At 57.9% G+C, this 18,543-nt stretch carries 16 protein-coding genes; 7 read left to right on the top strand and 9 right to left on the bottom strand.

The annotated features are described in order from the left end of the window. Positions 1 to 146: 146 nt before the first annotated feature. The 9 genes from R0J87_RS08095 to R0J87_RS08055 all read right to left on the bottom strand — a co-directional run bounded on the left by R0J87_RS08095 (position 147) and on the right by R0J87_RS08055 (position 9,366). Positions 147 to 773, bottom strand: coding sequence for a glutathione S-transferase family protein (locus R0J87_RS08095; RefSeq protein ID WP_498885466.1), 627 nt, complete (start codon positions 771 to 773; stop codon positions 147 to 149). Positions 774 to 954: 181 nt separating this feature from the next. Next, the gene (mmsB, locus tag R0J87_RS08090; protein WP_498885465.1) at positions 955 to 1,851 is read right to left on the bottom strand and encodes a 3-hydroxyisobutyrate dehydrogenase; all 897 of its coding nucleotides are present in this window, start codon (positions 1,849 to 1,851) and stop codon (positions 955 to 957) included. Positions 1,852 to 1,893: 42 nt separating this feature from the next. Beyond that, a complete protein-coding gene (locus R0J87_RS08085; RefSeq protein ID WP_498885464.1) occupies positions 1,894 to 3,009 on the bottom strand; it encodes an enoyl-CoA hydratase/isomerase family protein in 1,116 nt (371 codons plus the stop codon). A gap of 45 nt (positions 3,010 to 3,054) precedes the next feature. Continuing rightward, positions 3,055 to 4,209 (bottom strand): acyl-CoA dehydrogenase family protein, encoded by a 1,155-nt coding sequence (locus R0J87_RS08080; protein WP_404341926.1) that lies wholly within the window; start codon positions 4,207 to 4,209, stop codon positions 3,055 to 3,057. A gap of 240 nt (positions 4,210 to 4,449) precedes the next feature. Then, on the bottom strand, positions 4,450 to 5,451 hold the full coding sequence (locus R0J87_RS08075; RefSeq protein ID WP_498885461.1) for a branched-chain amino acid ABC transporter permease: 1,002 nt from the start codon (positions 5,449 to 5,451) through the stop codon (positions 4,450 to 4,452). A gap of 2 nt (positions 5,452 to 5,453) precedes the next feature. Then, complete coding sequence (locus R0J87_RS08070) at positions 5,454 to 6,341, bottom strand: branched-chain amino acid ABC transporter permease (protein ID WP_404341930.1); 888 nt, start codon at positions 6,339 to 6,341, stop codon at positions 5,454 to 5,456. A gap of 150 nt (positions 6,342 to 6,491) precedes the next feature. Then, positions 6,492 to 7,715, bottom strand: a complete 1,224-nt coding sequence (locus tag R0J87_RS08065; protein ID WP_404341932.1) for an ABC transporter substrate-binding protein — start codon at positions 7,713 to 7,715, stop codon at positions 6,492 to 6,494. A 119-nt stretch (positions 7,716 to 7,834) separates the two neighbouring features. Then, the gene (locus R0J87_RS08060) at positions 7,835 to 8,584 is read right to left on the bottom strand and encodes an ABC transporter ATP-binding protein (RefSeq protein WP_404341934.1); all 750 of its coding nucleotides are present in this window, start codon (positions 8,582 to 8,584) and stop codon (positions 7,835 to 7,837) included. Continuing rightward, positions 8,581 to 9,366 (bottom strand): ABC transporter ATP-binding protein, encoded by a 786-nt coding sequence (locus R0J87_RS08055; RefSeq protein WP_404341936.1) that lies wholly within the window; start codon positions 9,364 to 9,366, stop codon positions 8,581 to 8,583. Before R0J87_RS08055 ends, R0J87_RS08060 begins: the two co-directional genes overlap by 4 nt. Before the next feature lie 311 nt (positions 9,367 to 9,677). Here R0J87_RS08055 and R0J87_RS08050 point away from each other — a divergent pair, with 311 nt between their 5' ends. From R0J87_RS08050 to R0J87_RS08020, 7 genes are all read left to right on the top strand, one after another. Beyond that, on the top strand, positions 9,678 to 10,082 hold the full coding sequence (locus tag R0J87_RS08050) for a MerR family transcriptional regulator (RefSeq protein WP_498885458.1): 405 nt from the start codon (positions 9,678 to 9,680) through the stop codon (positions 10,080 to 10,082). 49 nt (positions 10,083 to 10,131) lie between these two features. Beyond that, the gene (locus R0J87_RS08045) at positions 10,132 to 11,301 is read left to right on the top strand and encodes an isovaleryl-CoA dehydrogenase (RefSeq protein WP_498885456.1); all 1,170 of its coding nucleotides are present in this window, start codon (positions 10,132 to 10,134) and stop codon (positions 11,299 to 11,301) included. 22 nt (positions 11,302 to 11,323) lie between these two features. Beyond that, positions 11,324 to 12,931 carry a carboxyl transferase domain-containing protein gene (locus R0J87_RS08040; RefSeq protein ID WP_230834579.1) on the top strand — a complete coding sequence of 536 codons (1,608 nt, stop codon included), beginning with the start codon at positions 11,324 to 11,326 and terminating at the stop codon, positions 12,929 to 12,931. A 12-nt stretch (positions 12,932 to 12,943) separates the two neighbouring features. Then, positions 12,944 to 13,768: an enoyl-CoA hydratase/isomerase family protein gene (locus R0J87_RS08035; RefSeq protein ID WP_498885455.1), complete on the top strand. Its 825-nt coding sequence runs from the start codon at positions 12,944 to 12,946 to the stop codon at positions 13,766 to 13,768. Next, the gene (locus tag R0J87_RS08030; RefSeq protein WP_498885453.1) at positions 13,765 to 15,804 is read left to right on the top strand and encodes an acetyl/propionyl/methylcrotonyl-CoA carboxylase subunit alpha; all 2,040 of its coding nucleotides are present in this window, start codon (positions 13,765 to 13,767) and stop codon (positions 15,802 to 15,804) included. The genes R0J87_RS08035 and R0J87_RS08030 overlap by 4 nt, the downstream gene beginning before the upstream one ends. Positions 15,805 to 15,814: 10 nt before the next feature. Next, a complete protein-coding gene (locus R0J87_RS08025; RefSeq protein WP_498885452.1) occupies positions 15,815 to 16,732 on the top strand; it encodes a hydroxymethylglutaryl-CoA lyase in 918 nt (305 codons plus the stop codon). A gap of 75 nt (positions 16,733 to 16,807) precedes the next feature. Further along, a complete protein-coding gene (locus tag R0J87_RS08020; protein WP_498885450.1) occupies positions 16,808 to 18,508 on the top strand; it encodes an AMP-binding protein in 1,701 nt (566 codons plus the stop codon). Positions 18,509 to 18,543: the final 35 nt, after the last annotated feature.

Below are 18,543 nucleotides of genomic sequence, written 5' to 3'. Positions count from 1 at the left end.
GCTTTGCATTGATTGGGCTTGGAGACAACAGCCCAGGGGCGGCGTTGCCGCCCTTCGCGGGTGTCTTGTGTTGCTCGTTACTCCGCGCTACGGGATGATTGCCTCTATTCAGCGGCGAAGATACACGGCGAGTTCTCAATGGCTTGTTAGGTGACGAGAATCATCACGACCTTGCGGTAGGCGGGGCGTTCGGCAAGCTGCTCTACCCAGCGCTGTAGATGCGGGCGGGGCTGCCAAGTAAGGCCGCTGTTGAGCAGGTTGTAGGTGAACGGGGCGATGGCGATATCGGCAAGGCCGAATTCATCGCCAGAGAACCAGGGCTGCTGGCTTAACGCGGCGTCTAGCTGGGCGAATAGTTTTTCGCAGGTGGCGATGGCGGGGTCTAGCAGTGTGCTATCGCGCTGTTCTGGCGGGGTGCGAACGTAGCCCATCAAAATGGTACGGTGGGCGGGGGTTAGCAGGCTGCTGGACCAATCCATCCACTTTTCCATCTGCGCTCGCTTAGCGGGCTCTTCGATCCATAAGTGGTTGGGGCAGTACTGCGCCGCCAGGTAGCGGAGAATGGTATTGGACTCCCACAGTACGCTTTGGGTAGCGTCGTCTTTCAGCAGCGGCACCAGGCCGTTGGGGTTCATGGCGAGGTATTCCGGCGTGTCGTTTACACCGTGCTGCAGGCCCGCCATGATCTGCTCGAAAGGTAGTTCCAGCTCTTCCAGTGCCCAGAGCACTTTTTTGACGTTGGTGGAGTTGTTGCGGCCCCAAAGCTTAATCATGGCAGTCCTTGTTGTTGGTTCAATAGGTTTTGAGTGTGCCTTGGGTGGGGGTCAGTGGTAAATGGCACGCTTACAGTTTAAGGGGCTTAGCCAACAGGTCGCGAGCTAAAGCTGCCTCCCACCCCACACTCTCCTCTTATGCCCGACCACTCACGACTTACTCCTCACGATTTACCACGCACTACTCACCCTTATCCTGATACAGCTGTAGCAGGCTGGAGAAGTCGAGTTTGCCGTTGCCGCCTGCTTTGTGCAGGGCGAACAGTGAGCGAGCCGCGGAGCCCATGGGGATGGGGGCGGCACTTTGCTGGCTCACGTCCATGGCGAGGCCTAGGTCTTTGATCATCAGATCCACCTGGAAGCCGCCCTGATAGCCTTTCGAGGCGGGGGCGTTTTCCATCACCCCTGGGTAGGGGTTGTAGACGTTCAGCGCCCAGTTACCGCCCGAGCTTTGCTTCATGATTTCTGACAGCACGGCGGGATCGAGGCCGTTTTTAACGCCCATATTGATCGCTTCGCAGGTGCCTGCCATCAGAATCGAGAGCAGCATGTTGTTGCACACTTTGGCTACCTGCCCTGCGCCGTGGTCGCCTGCGTGGAAGATGTTTTTACCCATGGCTTGCAGCACTGGCTGCGCCTGAGCGAACTGTTCTTCCGAGCCGCCCACGATAAAGGTCAGCGTGCCCGCTTGGGCACCGCCTACCCCACCGGAAACCGGCGCATCTACAAAGCCGATGCCCTTTTCAGCGCCAGCCGCGGCCACGTGGCGGGCGGTGTCGGCGTCAATGGTGGAACAATCGATTACCAGAGCGCTTGGCTTAATCACTTCAAACAGCGGCGCATCGCCATCCACGTACAGTCCGCGCACGTGCTTACCTGCGGGCAGCATGGAAATGATGAAGTCGGCGTCGGTGGCGGCCTCTGTGGCAGTGGCAGCTATATCGCAGCCTTGGGATTTGGCGGTTTCCAGCGCTTGGGCGGAAAGGTCGAAGGCACGTACGTTAAAGCTAGCTTTCGCCAGGTTGGCGGCCATGGGGCCGCCCATATTGCCTAAACCAATAAACGCAACGGTAGTCATCTTTTTATCCTTATTAGCGTGTTGTAGAGAGTGCAGTGTGCGTTATTTAACGTCTGCCAGCGGGTTGGTGTCCCATGCGGAGGCCAGCAGCTCGTCTATAAAGGAGGGCTCGACCGAGGCCACGTCTGGGTAGGTCCAGCTTGGCTGGCCGTCTTTATCGACCAGCAGCGCGCGCACCCCTTCGGGAAACTCCCGGTGGCGACAGCACTGCACAGAGAGCGAAAGCTCAAACTGGAACACTTCCGCCAGCGACATGTGTTTGGCACGGCTAAGCTGTTCGTCGATTAGTTTGATAGAAACGGGACTGCCGTGAGCCAAGGTCTTTTGCGCCTTGCTGAACCATTGGTCATCGGTCTTCACCGCTAGCACGGCTTCCACCATCTGCTCGACGGTGTCGTGATCCATCAGCTCACGAATCAGTGAGGACGACTTATAAACCGGCGCTTCCATCTCTGCGAAAACGCTGTGCGAATCCTGCTCTAGCTCACGCAGCACGCGGTTCACTACGCCGTGGGCGTCGGTGTGTTCGCCTTCGCCCCAGCTGGCCTCCAATAGCTTTTCAGCCAGTGCGCCGCGGTGATGGCTGGCAATGGCACGGTCGGCAAGGCCTAGATGAACCGCATCTGGCGCGTTAATTTGCCCGCCGGTCATGGCGAGAAACCGCCCTGCGCCACCGGGCAGGCGGTTAAGGAACCAGCTCGCGCCCACATCTGGGTACAGTCCAATAGTCACTTCCGGCATAGCCAGCCGGGAGGTCTCGGTGACGATGCGGTGGCTGCTACCGCTTAACAGGCCCATGCCGCCGCCCATCACAATGCCGCTGCCCCAGCAAATCACCGGTTTGGGGAAAGTATGCAGTTGGTAATCCAGGCGGTACTCGTTCTCGAAGAAGCGCTCGGGGAAATCGGCGGCACCTTCACCTTGAATGGCCTTATAGAGGTTGACCACATCGCCACCGGCGCAGAAGGCTTTTTCGCCTGCGCTATCCAGCAGCACGGCCACGACTCGCTCGTCGGTTTGCCACTGGTTTAGGCGCGGCAGGATTTCTTCGATCATTTCCAGCGTGAGCGCATTTAAAGAGCGCTCGGCGTTCAGGGTGATCTCGCCAATTACATGGCCATCTTGGGTGGTGTGCTCTTCAAACAGTACACAACTCATGGTTTGTCCTTATATGCTTGGGCTCGGTGATAAGTGCCCTGGCGGCTATAGCTCAGCGGCACCGTCGGCCAGTACGCGGCGGGAAATAATCAGCCGCATAATCTCGTTGGTGCCTTCCAGAATACGGTGTACGCGGGTGTCGCGCACGTAGCGTTCCATCGGGTACTCCTTAATGTAGCCATTGCCGCCGTAGAGCTGCAGCGCTTCGTCGCACACTTTGAAGCCCACATCAGTGGCGAACCGCTTGGCCATGGCGCAGTAAGTGGTGGCATCCGGATGGCCCGCATCCAGCTTGGTGGCGGCCATGCGTACCAGCTGGCGGGCGGCCACCAGCTCGGTCACCATATCGGCCAGGCGGAACTGCAGCGCTTGGAACTCGGCCAGGCGCTTGCCGAACTGCTTGCGCTCTAGCATATAGTCGCGGGCTTTATTGAGCGCCTGCTGGGCGGTGCCGATGGAGCAGGTGGCAATATTGATGCGCCCGCCGTCCAGCCCTTTCATGGCGATTTTAAAGCCGTCGCCTTCATTGCCTAGCAGGTGGTTGGCGGGTACGCGCACGTCTTCAAAGGTGATCATGCGGGTGGGCTGGCTGTTCCAGCCCATTTTGTCCTCTTTGCGGCCGTAGCTGATGCCCTCGCTCTTGGCATCCACCGCAAAAGCGGAAACGCCGCCGGGGCCTTCGCCGCCGGTGCGCGCCATCACCACCAGGAAGTCGGTACTGCCCGCGCCAGAAATAAACATCTTGCTGCCGTTCAGCACGTAGTGCTCGCCATCGCGTTTGGCGGAGGTTTTCAGCGAGGCCGCGTCGGAGCCGGAGTTGGGTTCGGTTAGGCAGTAAGAGCCCAACAGCTCGCCGGTCGCCAGTTTTTCACCCCACTGCTCAACGGCTTCCGGTGTGCCGAAATCTGCCAGCATCCAGGTCACCATGTTATGAATGGTGAGGTACGCGGTGGTCGAGGTGCAGCCCATCGAGAGCTGTTCAAAAATGATGCTGGCGTCCAACCGAGAAAGCCCTAAACCGCCAACGCTTTCCGGGGCATAGAGCGAGCAAAAGCCCAACTCCCCTGCTTTACGAATCACATCGACGGGGAAAAAAGATTCTGCGTCCCACTCGGCAGCGTGAGGTTCTAGCTCGTTTTGGGCGAACGCACGGGCCATATCGGAAAAAGCGACTTGGTCTTCACTTAGCTCGAAATTCATGGCGTATCTCCACAGCGCGTGGGTGGCCTGAGCCCTTTTGAGGCGGCGGCACAGTCGCACGCAGTTGTTGTCATTATTTGCAATGTTGACGTTTACGTTAACTTATATTTTTAGCCTGGTAGGCGCAACCAAATCCCCCACGACCTTTGGCGTAGAAAGCGGCCAACACCCCTTTCCAGGCAGAAAAAAGGGTGCCCGAAGGCACCCAATCCACGGACAGACGCGGTTAACGGGAATCCATCACTTAAAGTTCTTGCGGTACATTTTGGAAAGCTCGCCAATGATGCCGCTGCGGAAGCTGAGTACGCACACCACAAAGATGATACCCAGAATCACGCTCACCCAGTTGCCCAGCGGCGACTGCGCCAGCAGGTGTTGCAGGCTCACCACTAGCCCTGCTCCCATCAGCGGGCCCAGCAGTGTGCCGACTCCACCCAGCAGCGTCATCAGGATGACCTCACCCGACATGTGCCAATGGGCATCGGTGAGCGAAGCCAGCTGGAACACGACGGTTTTAGTAGAGCCCGCCAAGCCTGCTAACGCCGCTGACAGCACAAAGGCCAACAGCTTGTAGGCATCCACGTTGTAACCCAGCGAGATAGCGCGGGGTTCGTTTTCGCGAATGGCTTTCAGCACTTGTCCAAAGGGTGAATGAACCGTGCGCTGAATCACCGCAAAGCCAAATACAAAGACGGCAAACACGAAGTAGTACATGGCCAAGTTACTGCTGAGATCAATCACGCCAAACAGGCTGCCCCGCGGCACGCCGTGCAGGCCATCTTCCCCACCGGTGAATGAAGACTGCACAAACACGAAGAACATCAGCTGTGCCAGCGCCAGCGTCACCATGGCGAAGTAGATGCCCTGGCGGCGAATGGAGAGCACCCCAAACAGCGCGCCTAGCAGCGTGGCCATCGCCGTGCCGGCCAGAATACCCAACTCGGGCGTCAAGCCTGGGTAGCTTGCCAGCAGGTAACCGGTCACGTAACCACCGGTGGCCAGAAAGGCCGCATGACCAAACGAGAGCAGCCCAGCGTAGCCCAACAGCAGGTTGAAGGCACAGGCAAACAGTGCAAAGCAGAGAATCTTCATTAAGAAGACCGGGTACGCCACAAACGGAGCGACCAGCCCGACAGCTAACAGCGCGAGATAAAACATATTGCGGCGAAATTTGGCGCGACGTTGACGCTCTTGAACCGCCGACGGCAGATTCACTGCTTCAGATGTGTGAGAGGTTGCCATGGTTATGCCTCCTTACCGAACAGCCCAGCGGGGCGTAACATGAGCACCAAGATCATGACTAAAAAGATCACGGTATTAGAGGCTTCCGGGTAGTACACCTTGGTTAACCCTTCAATAATACCCATGCCGAGGCCGGTTAAAATGGCACCTAAAATGGAGCCCATACCGCCAATCACCACCACTGCAAACACCACGATCAGCAAGCTGGAGCCCATGGTGGGCGACACCGGGTACAGCGGCGCTGCCAGCACGCCTGCAAAGGCAGCAAGCCCGACCCCGAACCCGTAGGTTAAGGTAATCAGCAGCGGTACGTTCACACCGAACGCCTGCATCAATTGAGAGTTTTCCGTACCGGCGCGCAGGTAAGCGCCCAAGCGGGTGCGCTCAATCATGAACCAGGTGAATAGGCACATGGCCAGCGCCGCCACCAGCACCCAAGCGCGGTAGGTAGGCAGGAACATAAAGCCCAGGTTCAGGCCGCCTTGCAGAATGGCAGGGGTTTCGTAACGCGCCCCGGAAACGCCGAAGAAGTTAATCAGCGTGCCTTCAAAAATCAGTGCCAACCCGAACGTCAGCAGCAGCCCGTAGAGGTGGTCGAGGTGGGCAATGCGACGCAGCAAAAAGCGCTCCATCAGCATGCCAAAACCACCCACTACCAGCGGGACTAAAATCAGTGCTAGCCAATAGTTAATACCCAGGTAGCGAAAGCCTAGCAGCGCGGCGAAGGCTCCCAGCATGTACTGCGCCCCGTGGGCAAAGTTGACGATCTTCAGTAGGCCGAAGATGACCGCCAGGCCCAAACTAAGCAGTGCGTAAAAGGCACCGTTCACAAGCCCAAGCGTTAGCTGGCCCATGAACACGGCCATTGGCACGCCGAATATCATCGTCATGGTATGACTCTCCTCGCCGCTAAGCGGGCAGCCCCTAATGCGGCTGCCCCAGCGCGTTGCTTATTTTGTAGAAACGCTTTTCATCACGCCTTACGGCTTGCTTGAGCGTCGGGCCAGGCCAGTCAGCCCTGGCCCAACGATGTCAGCCGATTAGTTCTGCACCAGCGAGCACTGGCTGTCAGACAGCGGACGGTAGGCTTCTGCGGCGGGAATGGTGCTGAGGATGTTGTAGAGATCCCACTCACCGGTAGACTCTTCCGGGGTTTTTACCTGGGCCAGGTACATGTCGTGAATCATACGGCCATCTTCACGAATGCTGCCGTTACGGGCGAAGAAGTCGTTAATCGGCTCTTCGGCCATTTTCGCACGCACGGTTTCTGGGTCGTCGGTGCCAGCGGCTTCAACGGCTTTCAGGTAGTGCATGGTGCTGGAGTAGATACCCGCTTGCACCATGGTGGGCATACGACCCACTTCTTCGAAGTAACGCTCCGACCAAGCGCGGGCCTCTTCATCCATATCCCAGTACCAGCCGGTGGTCAGCAGCAGCCCTTGGGTGGCTTCTAAACCCAGCGCGTGTACGTCATTGAGGAAGATCAGCAGGCCTGCTAACTGCTGGCCGCTTTGGGTCAGACCAAACTGGCTGGCGGTGGTAATCGCGTTGACCGTATCGGCACCGGCGTTAGCGAGGCCGACAATTTTCGCACCAGAACCTTGGGCCTGGAGAATGTAGGAAGAGAAGTCGCTGGTGGGGAACGGATGGCGCACGCCGCCCACAATTTCACCACCGTTGGCTTCTACTACGCTGGTCACGTCTGCCTCTAACGCATGGCCGAAGGCGTAGTCAGCGGTGAGCATAAACCAGCTATCACCGCCCTGCTCAACCACCGCTTTCGCGGTACCATTGGCCAGCGGGTAAGTGTCGTATACCCAGTGAATATGGTTCGGGGTGCAGTGCTCGTTGGTAATGCTGGAGGCTGCCGAGCCGGAGACAATGCCCAAGCCGTTGTTCTCTTGCAGCACTTTGGTCACGGCGATAGACACAGACGACGCCACTAAGCCGCCAACCATATCGACGTTACGCTGGTCGATCCACTCACGCACGGTGTTGGCACCCACGTCGGCGCTGTTACGGTCATCCGCGCTGAACACTACGATGGGCGAGCCGTTCACGCTGCCACCAAAATCGGCCACCGCCATTTCCATCGCAGTTTGGCCGCCGGGGCCAGCCAGGTCACGGTAGGTACCAGACATATCGGCCAAATAGCCAATACGCACTTCGCCATCGCTGATTTCGGCGTGGGCAGTTGAGATCGCCATGCTGGAAGCAGCGGCAACAGCAATGCTGGCAGCCAGCGTTTTTTTCATGAAGGTCATGTTCGTCTCCTGGCCCTGAGGGCCTTTGTTTTTATGATACGGACGTTCGGTTATAGCGTTTGTGTGTGGAGCGTTTGTTGTTCTTTAAGGCCGTGCTTACAGTTTAGATGGTGTGTGATTTATACCCCCAGCATGCTGTTTAAATGCTCCCGCCGCGACGGCAGCTGGGCGGCGGTAATTTCTTCGACAATCTGGCCGTGATCCATCACAAAGTGGCGGTCTGCCAGCGGGGCCGCAAAACGGAAGTTCTGCTCGACCAGTACGATGGTCATGCCGCGCTCTTTTAGCTGTACCAGCACTTCACCGAGCTTCTGCACGATGACCGGCGCTAGCCCTTCGGTAATTTCATCCAGCAACAGCAGCCTTGCCCCGGTACGCAGAATGCGCGCCATGGCCAGCATCTGCTGCTCGCCGCCAGAAAGCCGCGTGCCTGGGCTGTTACGGCGCTCATACAGGTTGGGGAACATGCCGTAGATTTCATCCAGGCTCATACCGCCCGAGCGCACGGTAGGCGGTAGCAGCAGGTTTTCATGCACATCTAAGCTTGCGAAAATGCCGCGCTCTTCCGGGCAGTAGCCAATCCCTAACCGGGGAATGTGGTGGGGTTTCATGCGCAGGGTTTCGTTGCCATTAATGACAATCGAACCGGTGCGCCGCCCTACCATATTCATAATCGCTTTGAGCGTGGTGCTGCGGCCGGCGCCGTTGCGACCCAACAGGGTCACCAGCTCGCCGCGTTTCACGTCAAAGTTCACCCCATGCAGAATGTGCGACTCGCCATAGAAGGCGTGTAGGTCCTGCACGCGTAGCATTTCAAGGGTTTGGTTTTCCGGGGCATCTTGGTTATCGAAGGCTTCGGCGGTATTCATGCGCTAGCCTCCTCTGCTGCTTCGCTGCCCATGTAGGCTTCACGCACTAAGGGGTTGCGAGAAACGCTCTCATAGTCGCCCTCTGCCAACACCGCCCCCCGTGCCAGCACGGTAATGCGGTCACATAGGCGGCTTACCACGCTCAAGTTGTGCTCTACCATCAGCACTGTGCGGCCTTGAGAAACCCGCTTAATCAGCGCCACGATGCGGTCTACATCTTCTGCACCCATGCCTTGGGTGGGCTCATCTAACAGCATCATGCTGGGGTCCAGCGCCAGCGTAGTGGCCACTTCCAAGGCGCGCTTGCGGCCATAGGGCATTTCTACGGTCAGCGTATCGGCGTATTCACGCAGGCCCACTTCTTCTAGTAGTGCCAAGGCGCGGTCATTGAGATGATCCAGCGACTTTTCTGATTTCCAGAAGTGAAACGACGTGCCGAGCTGGCGCTGAAGCGCTACGCGCACGTTCTCCAACGCAGTCATATGGGCAAACACCGCTGAAATCTGAAACGAACGTACCAAGCCAAGCTGGGCGATTTCGTTGGATTTTTTGCTGGTAATGGGCTGGCCGCGATAAAGAATTTCACCACGCGTTGGCGGTAAAAACTTGGTTAATAAGTTAAAGACCGTGGTTTTACCCGCACCGTTTGGGCCAATCAGGGCATGGATGTGCCCCTCCTGCACCTGGAGGTTGACGTTATCCACGGCGGTAAAGCCGCGAAACTCTTTGGTCAGCCCTCGGGTTTCGAGCACTGGCCCTTTGGTTACTTCGTCTGCACGCATGAGGTAGGACGCCTCTTGTTGTTCTTGTACGGTCGGAAGCGCAACTCGTTAGCCAGCAACGCATCCTTACCTGAACGTAAGGTATAAGTGCAAACTAGCAACCTCTCACAGGGTATTACAATTACAACTTTGGTCTACGCACCACGCTGGCGCATCTGGTAAAACTCAAATAATTAATATATTTCAAATACTTATATAAATTCAACGCTAACTCACTTATTGCAATCGCAGCTTTACGTTAACGTAAACTTGTTTTAGCCTCATGGTCAGTGTTCCATAGGGGCATTCCCCTATCGACGAGAATAATGATCATGAGCAAAACCTACTCGATCAGTGAACTGGCCAGCGAGTTTGATGTGACCACGCGTAGCATCCGTTTTTATGAAGATCAGGAGCTACTGCACCCCACTCGCCGTGGCCAGACGCGCATTTACTGCAGTAAAGATCGCGTGCGGTTAAAGCTGACGCTACGCGGCAAACGGTTGGGGTTTTCGCTGGCGGAAATCCGCGAACTGTTTGAGCTATGGGATGAAACCCGCAGCGGCAGCGAAAAACAGCTACACCTAATGCTGAGCAAAATTAGCGAGCGCAAAGCCGCGCTAGAACAACAGATGAAAGACATCACGATGGTGCAGTTAGAGCTGGAAAGCGCAGAAATACGCTGCCGCCAGGCATTGGAAGAGCTTAACGAGAAACATCCGGCCACCACGAAATAAACAATCTCAACGCACAACGACCCGATTAACAACGACAAGGTGATTGACCATGTTTTCCCACTATTCAGAACTAAATTTCGATCTTGACGATGAACTGAACATGCTGCGTGAGCAGGTCAACGCCTTTGCCGCCAGCGAAATCGCCCCCCGTGCGGCTGAAATCGACCGCAACAACGAATTCCCCAGCGACCTGTGGAAGAAATTCGGCGATATGGGCCTGCTGGGTATTACCGTCTCGGAAGAAGATGGCGGCAGCGGCATGGGCTACCTGGCCCACTGCATCGCCATGGAAGAGATTTCACGCGCCAGCGCGTCGGTAGCGCTCTCCTACGGCGCGCACTCTAACCTGTGCGTGAACCAGCTGAAGATCAACGCCTCCGCTGAGCAGAAAGCCAAATATCTACCCAAGTTGATTAGCGGCGACCACGTGGGCGCACTGGCGATGTCAGAACCGGGTGCTGGCTCGGACGTAGTCTCCATGCAGCTTCGCGCTAAACAAGATGGCGACCACTACGTGCTTAACGGCAACAAAATGTGGATCACCAACGGCCCGGATGCCGATGTCCTGGTGGTATACGCCAAAACTGACCCGGAGGCAGGTTCCAAAGGCATCACCGCTTTCATCATCGAAAAAGGCATGCCCGGCTTCTCCACCGCCCAGAAACTCGACAAGCTGGGCATGCGCGGCTCTAACACCTGCGAACTGGTCTTCCAGGATTGCCGCGTACCCGCAGAGAACGTGCTAGGCGAAGTAGGCAAAGGCGTACGCGTATTGATGAGCGGCCTGGATTATGAGCGCGCCGTATTGGCCGCAGGCCCCATTGGCATTATGCAGGCCGCCATGGATGTGGTGATGCCCTACATTCATGAGCGTAAGCAGTTCAACCAGTCCATCGGTGAGTTCCAACTGGTGCAGGGCAAAGTGGCGGATATGTACACCACGCTAAACGCCTGCCGCGCCTATTTATATGCTGTTGCCGGTGCCTGCGACCGTGGCCAAACTTCTCGTAAAGATGCCGCAGGCGTCATTCTCTACTGCGCTGAAAAAGCCACCCAAGTAGCGCTAGATTCCATCCAGCTGCTAGGCGGCAACGGTTATATCAACGAGTACCCCACCGGCCGCCTGCTGCGCGATGCAAAACTGTATGAAATTGGCGCAGGCACCAGCGAAATTCGCCGGATGCTGATTGGCCGCGAACTCTTCACCGAAAGTCTTTAACAATTATTAGAAGGGTCGCGCCATGAGCACACTCTCGACACAGATCAACCCGCGCAGCGATGTGTTTCAGGCCAACGAGGCCGCCATGCTGGGGGAAGTGAACAAACTCCGTGAACTCACTGCCGCCATTGCACAAGGAGGCGGCGAGAAAGCCCGCGCCCGCCATGAGAGCCGGGGCAAGCTGTACGTGCGTGACCGCATCGACCATTTGATTGATGAAGGCTCGCCGTTTCTGGAGTTTTCCGCGCTGGCGGCGCATCACGTTTACGACAGTGAGGTACCTGCCGCAGGCGTGATCACTGGGATTGGTCGGGTATCTGGCGTTGAGTGCGTGATTGTGGCCAACGATGCCACGGTAAAAGGCGGCACCTATTTCCCACTCACGGTGAAAAAGCACCTGCGTGCCCAGGAAATTGCCCGCAAGCACCGCCTACCGTGCATCTACTTGGTGGATTCTGGCGGTGCCTTCCTGCCCCGCCAGGACGAGGTCTTCCCCGACCGCGACCACTTCGGGCGTATTTTCTACAATCAGGCCACGATGTCCGCTGAAGGCATCCCGCAAATCGCCGTGGTGATGGGCTCCTGTACCGCAGGGGGTGCGTACGTGCCTGCCATGGCGGATGAGTCCATCATTGTTAAAGAGCAAGGCACCATCTTCCTGGGTGGCCCGCCGCTGGTAAAAGCCGCCACGGGGGAGAGCATCAGCGCTGAAGACCTGGGCGGTGCGGACGTTCACGCCAAAGTGAGCGGTGTAGCCGACCACTATGCTGAAAACGACGCCCATGCGCTGCAGCTGGCCCGCGCCTGCGTATCGCGCCTGAACTGGCAAAAGCGTGGCCAGCTGGCCATGCAGCCGCCTAGGCCGCCCAAGCTCGACCCTTCGGAGCTTTATGGCATTGTCGGTACCGACCTTAAAAAGCCTTACGACGTGCGCGAAGTGATTGGCCGCATTGTCGATGGCTCCGATTTTGACGAGTTCAAACGCTACTACGGCGACACGCTAGTGACCGGCTTTGCCCATATTCACGGCTACCCGGTGGGGATCGTGGCGAACAACGGCGTGCTGTTTTCGGAGAGCGCGGTAAAAGGTGCGCACTTTATTGAGCTATGCGCCCAGCGCAAGATCCCGCTGGTATTCCTGCAGAATATTACCGGCTTTATGGTCGGCTCCAAGTACGAGCATGAAGGCATTGCCAAGCACGGCGCTAAACTCGTCACCGCCGTGGCCTGCGCGAACGTGCCGAAATACACCGTGCTGATTGGTGGCAGCTTCGGCGCAGGTAACTACGGCATGTGTGGCCGCGCTTACGACCCCAACCTGCTGTTTATGTGGCCCAACTCGCGCATTTCAGTGATGGGTGGCGAACAGGCGGCGGGAGTACTTTCCCAGGTAAAACGCGAGCAGTACGAACGCGAAGGCAACACCTGGAGCAAAGAGGACGAAGAAGCCTTCAAGAAGCCCACACGCGACCAGTACGAGCACCAGGGCCACCCCTACTATGCCAGCGCCCGCCTGTGGGATGACGGAGTGATTGACCCGCTACAAACCCGCGACGTGCTGGGGCTTTCGTTAGCCGCTGCCATGAATGCGGAAGTCAAAGAGACACGCTTCGGCGTGTTCCGGATGTAAGGGGCGAACATCATGGCTTACTCAACACTGGTGATTGAAGCAGGCGTGGCGCGGCTCACCTTAAACCGCCCAGAGGTGCATAACGCCTTTGACGACAGCCTGATTGCCGAGCTAAACGCGCAGCTGGAAAAGCTGCATGACTTGGCAAGCTCAGGGGACGTGCGGGTGGTGGTGTTTGGCTCTGAAGGCAAAAGCTTCTCGGCGGGCGCGGACCTGAACTGGATGAAGCGCATGGTCGATTACGACCTGGAAGATAACCTAGCGGATTCCCGCAAGCTTGCGGCGCTGATGAACGGCCTGGATACGCTGCCCTGCCCCACCATCTGCCGCGTGCAGGGGGCGGCGTTCGGCGGCGCGGTGGGCTTAGCCGCCTGCTGCGATATCGTTGTAGCTTCCGAAAAAGCCAAGTTTTGCCTGTCGGAAGTCAATATTGGCCTGTCGCCTGCGGTGATTAGCCCTTACGTTCAGCGCGCCCTTGGCCAGCGCCAAATGCGCCGCTACGCGCTGAGCGCCGAAGTGATGGATGCGCCCACCGCGCTGAGCCTGGGCCTGGCCCACCAAGTGGTCGAGCACGAGGCGTTGGATAGCGCCGTTGACACCCTGCTTGCCACGCTCATGAAAGGCTCCCCCCAGGCACAGCGGGCTACCAAGGCACTGCTAGCTACCGTGGCCCAAGCACCGGATACCGATGCCACCCGCGAGCACACCTGCCAAGTGATTGCCAAGCTGCGGGTGAGCCAAGAGGGCCAAGAGGGTTTAGCCAGCTTTTTTGACAAGCGTCGCCCCGCCTGGGCATTTCCTGAAGAACACAATAACGCTGCGGAGCCACGCTCATGACGTTTACCCCGACTAAATTCGATACGCTACTGGTGGCTAACCGCGGCGAAATCGCCTGCCGCGTGATGCGTACCGCCCGCCGCATGGGCTTAAAAACCGTCGCTGTTTATTCCGATGCCGACGCCACTGCCCGCCACGTGCGTGACGCTGATGAAGCCGTGCGCCTCGGCCCTGCCGCCGCCCGGGAAAGCTACCTAAACGTTGACGCGGTGATTGAGGCCGCCCAACGCACCGGCACCGGCGCGATTCACCCCGGCTACGGCTTCCTGTCTGAAAACGGCACCTTTGTTAAAGCGTTAGAGCAAGCGGGCATTACTTTTGTTGGCCCGCCCGCTTCCGCCATTGCCGCCATGGGCGACAAATCTGCCGCCAAAGCGCGTATGGCGAATGCGGGCGTGCCGCTGGTGCCCGGCTACCACGGCGACGACCAAGGCGATGCCCTGCTGCGTTCCGAAGCCGATAAGATCGGCTACCCCGTCATGCTAAAAGCCAGCGCCGGTGGCGGCGGTAAAGGCATGCGCGTGGTAGAAAGCGGTGAAGGCTTCCAGGCCGCGCTGGACGGCTGCCGCCGGGAATCTAAAGCCGCGTTCGGCGATGACCGCATGCTGATCGAGAAGTATCTGGTACAGCCCCGCCATGTAGAGGTGCAGGTATTCTGCGACCGCTACAACAACGGCGTGTACCTGTTTGAGCGGGACTGCAGCGTACAGCGCCGCCATCAAAAAGTGATTGAAGAAGCCCCCGCCCCTGGCATGACGCCTGAACTACGCGCCGCCATGGGCGATGCAGCCGTTCGCGCCGCTCAGGAGATTGGCTATGTAGGCGCGGGCACGGTGGAGTTTCTGTTAGACGCCGATGGCTCCTTCTACTTTATGGAGATGAACACCCGCTTGCAGGTCGAGCATCCCGTTACCGAGATGATTACCGGCCAAGACCTAGTGGAGTGGCAGCTAAGAGTCGCCATGGGCGAGCCGCTGCCCTGCCACCAGGACGAGCTGACCATTACCGGCCACAGCTTTGAAGCACGCATTTACGCCGAAGACCCGGAGCAGGACTTCTTGCCCGCCACCGGTCTGCTCACTCGCTTCGCGTTGGACTTGGAAGGCGCAGGGCTAGGCGCTGATCAAGTGCGATTGGATAGCGGTGTGGAAAGCGGCGATACGGTCTCGATGCACTACGACCCGATGCTCGCCAAGCTGATTGTGCATGGCGTTGACCGCGACGCTGCGCTAGCCACTCTCAACCGGGCGCTGGCGGCGCTGGATGTGCAGGGCGTGGTCACCAACCGCGCCTTCTTGCAGCGCTTAGCCAATCACCCTGGCTTTAAGAACGTCGAGCTGGATACTCGCTTTATCGAGCGCAACGAAGCCACCCTGTTTGCTCCGCGTCAGTTTTCTACAGAAGACTATGCCAGCGCCGCGCTGATTGGTTTGCATCAATTAGCCCAGGAGTGCGAAAGCGACTCACCCTGGGACCGCCACGACGGTTTCCGGCTCAACGCCCCGCACACCATCCGCATTGCGCTGTGTGACCCGGCCAGCGCTCAAGCCGCGGATAATGACAGCGCGGTGGTCGTGGTAGAAGGCAAGCGCGCCACCTTGGATACCCAGTGGCAGCTCACCATTGGCAACAGCACGCTGACTGCCAGCCTGCAGCTGCTGGAAGGCGATGCCGTGGCCGTCACGCTCAATGGCCACCGCCGTCGCTTACAGGCATGTAAAGATGGTCATGTGGTGGTGATGGCCGAACCCAGCGGTGAAACCCGCCTGTTCTGGCGGCGCATCGATGCTATCGACCACGGCCACCACGAAGCGGAATCTACTCTCACCGCGCCGATGAATGGCACGGTAGTGGCGCTGCTTGTAGAGCCGGGTGCTCAGGTTGAAAAAGGCATGCCGCTAATGGTGATGGAAGCCATGAAGATGGAGCACACCATGACCGCCCCCGCCGATGGCAGTGTAGAGACCTTCCACTTCCAGGCAGGCGATACGGTCAGCCAGGGCGCTGTGCTGCTCGACTTTGCCCCCAGCGAATAGGAGCACCACCATGGCACTGCCTACGTCTATCAAGCTATTTGAAATGGCCCCCCGCGACGGGCTGCAAAACGAGCCGGGCACCCTGGTGCCCACCGCGACCAAAATCGAGCTGATTGAGCGGCTGGCGAATGCAGGTATTCGCCACATTGAAGCGGCCAGCTTTGTATCGCCCAAGTGGGTGCCGCAAATGGGCGATGCCGCTGAGGTGATGCGCGGCACTCAGCGCCAGCACGGCGTGGTGTATTCCGCGCTGACGCCAAACCTGAAGGGGTTGGAAAGCGCCCTGGAGGCAGGCGTTGAGGAAGTCGCGGTATTCGGTGCGGCATCGGAAGCGTTCTCCCAGAAGAACATCAACTGCTCGATTGCCGAGTCGCTGGCGCGCTTTGAGCCGGTGCTTGCCCGCGCTAATGAGGCAGGCGTGCGGGTACGTGGCTACGTCTCCTGCGTGCTGGGCTGCCCTTATGAGGGGGATATCGCCCCCCATAAAGTAGCGGATGTCGCCAAGGCGCTGTATGAGATGGGCTGCTACGAGGTCTCGCTGGGCGACACCATTGGCGTGGGTACGCCGCTGGCCGCTAAGCGAATGATTGAAGCCACTCGCCAGCAGGTGCCGATTGAGAAACTCGCCGCTCATTTTCACGATACCTACGGCATGGCGATTGCCAACCTGTACGCCGTGTTGGAAGAAGGCGTGAGCGTGATTGATGCCGCCACGGCAGGCCTGGGTGGCTGCCCCTACGCCAAGGGCGCATCAGGCAATGTGGCCACCGAAGACGTGCTCTATTTGCTGGAAGGGCTGGGCATTGAGACCGGCATTGACCTGCAGGCAGTGATTGATACCGGCTACTGGATCACCCAGCAGCTTGGCCGTAAACCCAGTGCCAAAGTGGCACTCGCCAAAGGGTGTGCCAAAAGCAGCAAAGCATAACGCCACCCAAACAACCTAATAATTAAAAATGCGTCACTTCCCGTTCAGATAAGAAAAAGACATCGGAGACTCACCATGGCATCACCTGCAACCTTGCCCAGCTACACCAGCAGCACCGCAGAAAAGCCGCTGTTGGGCATGACCATTGGCGATAAATTCGACCAAATTGCCGCCCAGTACCCGGATAACGACGCGCTGATAGCGCTACACCAGAATATTCACTGGAGCTACCGGGAACTTCAGCAGGAAGTGAACCGCTGCGCCCGCGCCCTGCTCGCCATTGGTGTACGAAAAGGCGACCGCGTGGGTATTTGGGCTCCCAACTGCAGCGAATGGACATTGACCCAGTTTGCCACCGCCAAAATTGGCGCGATCCTGGTGAACATCAACCCGTCTTACCGAACCCACGAGCTGGAGTACGCGCTGAATCAATCCGGCGCGCGCTTTTTAGTCACCGCCAACCAATTCAAAAGCTCCGACTATACGGCGATGCTGTTTGAGCTGGCGCCAGAGCTAAACAGCTGTGCGGAAGGGCAACTAAAATCACAGAAGCTGCCGGATCTTGAGTGCATTATCAACCTAAGCGCCGACAAGCACAGCGGCATGTGGCGCTGGGCTGATTTTATGGATGAAGCTAACAAGGTCAGCCAAACCGACGTGGACGACCTGCAGGCCACGCTGCAGTTTGATGACCCCATCAATATTCAGTACACCTCAGGCACCACCGGCTTCCCTAAAGGGGCGACGCTCTCTCACCACAACATTCTCAACAACGGTTTTTTTGTGGCCGAAAGCATGGGCTTTACCAGCGAAGACCGCTTGGTGATTCCCGTACCGCTCTACCACTGCTTTGGCATGGTGATGGGTAACCTGGGCTGCGTGACCCACGGCGCGGCGATGATCTACCCAGATGAAGGCTTCGACCCCGGTAAAGTGCTGAAAGCCGTTCATGAGCAGAAAGCCACTGCGTTGTATGGTGTTCCCACCATGTTCATCGCCGAGCTTGAGCACCCTGACTTCGCCAGCACCGACTTTTCGTCGCTGCGCACCGGCATTATGGCGGGTTCCATTTGCCCTGCTGAAATCATGAAGCAGGTCATCAACAAGATGAACATGAAGGGCGTGCAAATCGCTTACGGCATGACCGAAACCAGCCCGGTCTCTACGCAAACCGGCGCGAACGACACCATTGAAAAGCGCGTTTCCACCGTGGGCCGAACCCAGCCCCACCTGGAGAGCAAGATCGTCGACCCTGGCAACGGCGGCATTCTACCTCGTGGCGAAATCGGCGAGCTGTGTACCCGTGGCTACAGCGTGATGCTGAAGTATTGGAACAACGACAAAGCCACTGCCGAGGCCATCGACGAAGCGGGCTGGATGCACACCGGCGACTTGGCCACCATGGATGACGAGGGCTATATCCAGATTGTAGGCCGCATCAAAGACATGGTGATTCGCGGCGGTGAGAACGTCTACCCGAAAGAGATCGAGGAGTTCTTGTACGCCCACCCGGCGATCTCCGAAGTGCAGGTCACCGGCGTGCCAGATAAAAAGTACGGCGAAGAGCTGATTGCCTGGGTGAAGCTCAACAGCACGGCGGGCGAGATTACCGGCGAGGACCTGCGCGAATACTGCAAAGGCAAAATCACCCACTTCAAGATCCCGCGCTACTTCAAGTTCGTAGATGAGTTCCCGATGACCGTCACCGGCAAAATCCAGAAATTCAAAATGCGCGAAATCTCGATTAAAGAGCTGGGACTGGAAGACCAAACGTAAAAGGGATTGAAGCTGATACAACGATCAACTGTCGA

Source organism: Halomonas sp. SIMBA_159 (assembly GCF_046536035.1).
Lineage (GTDB): Bacteria > Pseudomonadota > Gammaproteobacteria > Pseudomonadales > Halomonadaceae > Vreelandella > Vreelandella venusta_A.
This window is presented reverse-complemented; position numbering and strand designations above follow the sequence as displayed.

Bases quoted from the DNA above. Each gene is read 5' to 3' on its own strand.
- R0J87_RS08060 (WP_404341934.1), bottom strand. From the start codon at position 8,584: ATGAATACCGCCGAAGCCTTCGATAACCAAGATGCCCCGGAAAACCAA.
- mmsB (WP_498885465.1), bottom strand. From the start codon at position 1,851: ATGACTACCGTTGCGTTTATTGGTTTAGGCAATATGGGCGGCCCCATG.
- R0J87_RS08020 (WP_498885450.1), top strand. From the start codon at position 16,808: ATGGCATCACCTGCAACCTTGCCCAGCTACACCAGCAGCACCGCAGAA.
- R0J87_RS08045 (WP_498885456.1), top strand. From the start codon at position 10,132: ATGTTTTCCCACTATTCAGAACTAAATTTCGATCTTGACGATGAACTG.
- R0J87_RS08055 (WP_404341936.1), bottom strand. From the start codon at position 9,366: ATGCGTGCAGACGAAGTAACCAAAGGGCCAGTGCTCGAAACCCGAGGG.
- R0J87_RS08075 (WP_498885461.1), bottom strand. From the start codon at position 5,451: ATGGCAACCTCTCACACATCTGAAGCAGTGAATCTGCCGTCGGCGGTT.
- R0J87_RS08095 (WP_498885466.1), bottom strand. From the start codon at position 773: ATGATTAAGCTTTGGGGCCGCAACAACTCCACCAACGTCAAAAAAGTG.
- R0J87_RS08085 (WP_498885464.1), bottom strand. From the start codon at position 3,009: ATGAGTTGTGTACTGTTTGAAGAGCACACCACCCAAGATGGCCATGTA.
- R0J87_RS08065 (WP_404341932.1), bottom strand. From the start codon at position 7,715: ATGACCTTCATGAAAAAAACGCTGGCTGCCAGCATTGCTGTTGCCGCT.
- R0J87_RS08070 (WP_404341930.1), bottom strand. From the start codon at position 6,341: ATGACGATGATATTCGGCGTGCCAATGGCCGTGTTCATGGGCCAGCTA.
- R0J87_RS08030 (WP_498885453.1), top strand. From the start codon at position 13,765: ATGACGTTTACCCCGACTAAATTCGATACGCTACTGGTGGCTAACCGC.
- R0J87_RS08035 (WP_498885455.1), top strand. From the start codon at position 12,944: ATGGCTTACTCAACACTGGTGATTGAAGCAGGCGTGGCGCGGCTCACC.
- R0J87_RS08025 (WP_498885452.1), top strand. From the start codon at position 15,815: ATGGCACTGCCTACGTCTATCAAGCTATTTGAAATGGCCCCCCGCGAC.
- R0J87_RS08050 (WP_498885458.1), top strand. From the start codon at position 9,678: ATGAGCAAAACCTACTCGATCAGTGAACTGGCCAGCGAGTTTGATGTG.
- R0J87_RS08040 (WP_230834579.1), top strand. From the start codon at position 11,324: ATGAGCACACTCTCGACACAGATCAACCCGCGCAGCGATGTGTTTCAG.
- R0J87_RS08080 (WP_404341926.1), bottom strand. From the start codon at position 4,209: ATGAATTTCGAGCTAAGTGAAGACCAAGTCGCTTTTTCCGATATGGCC.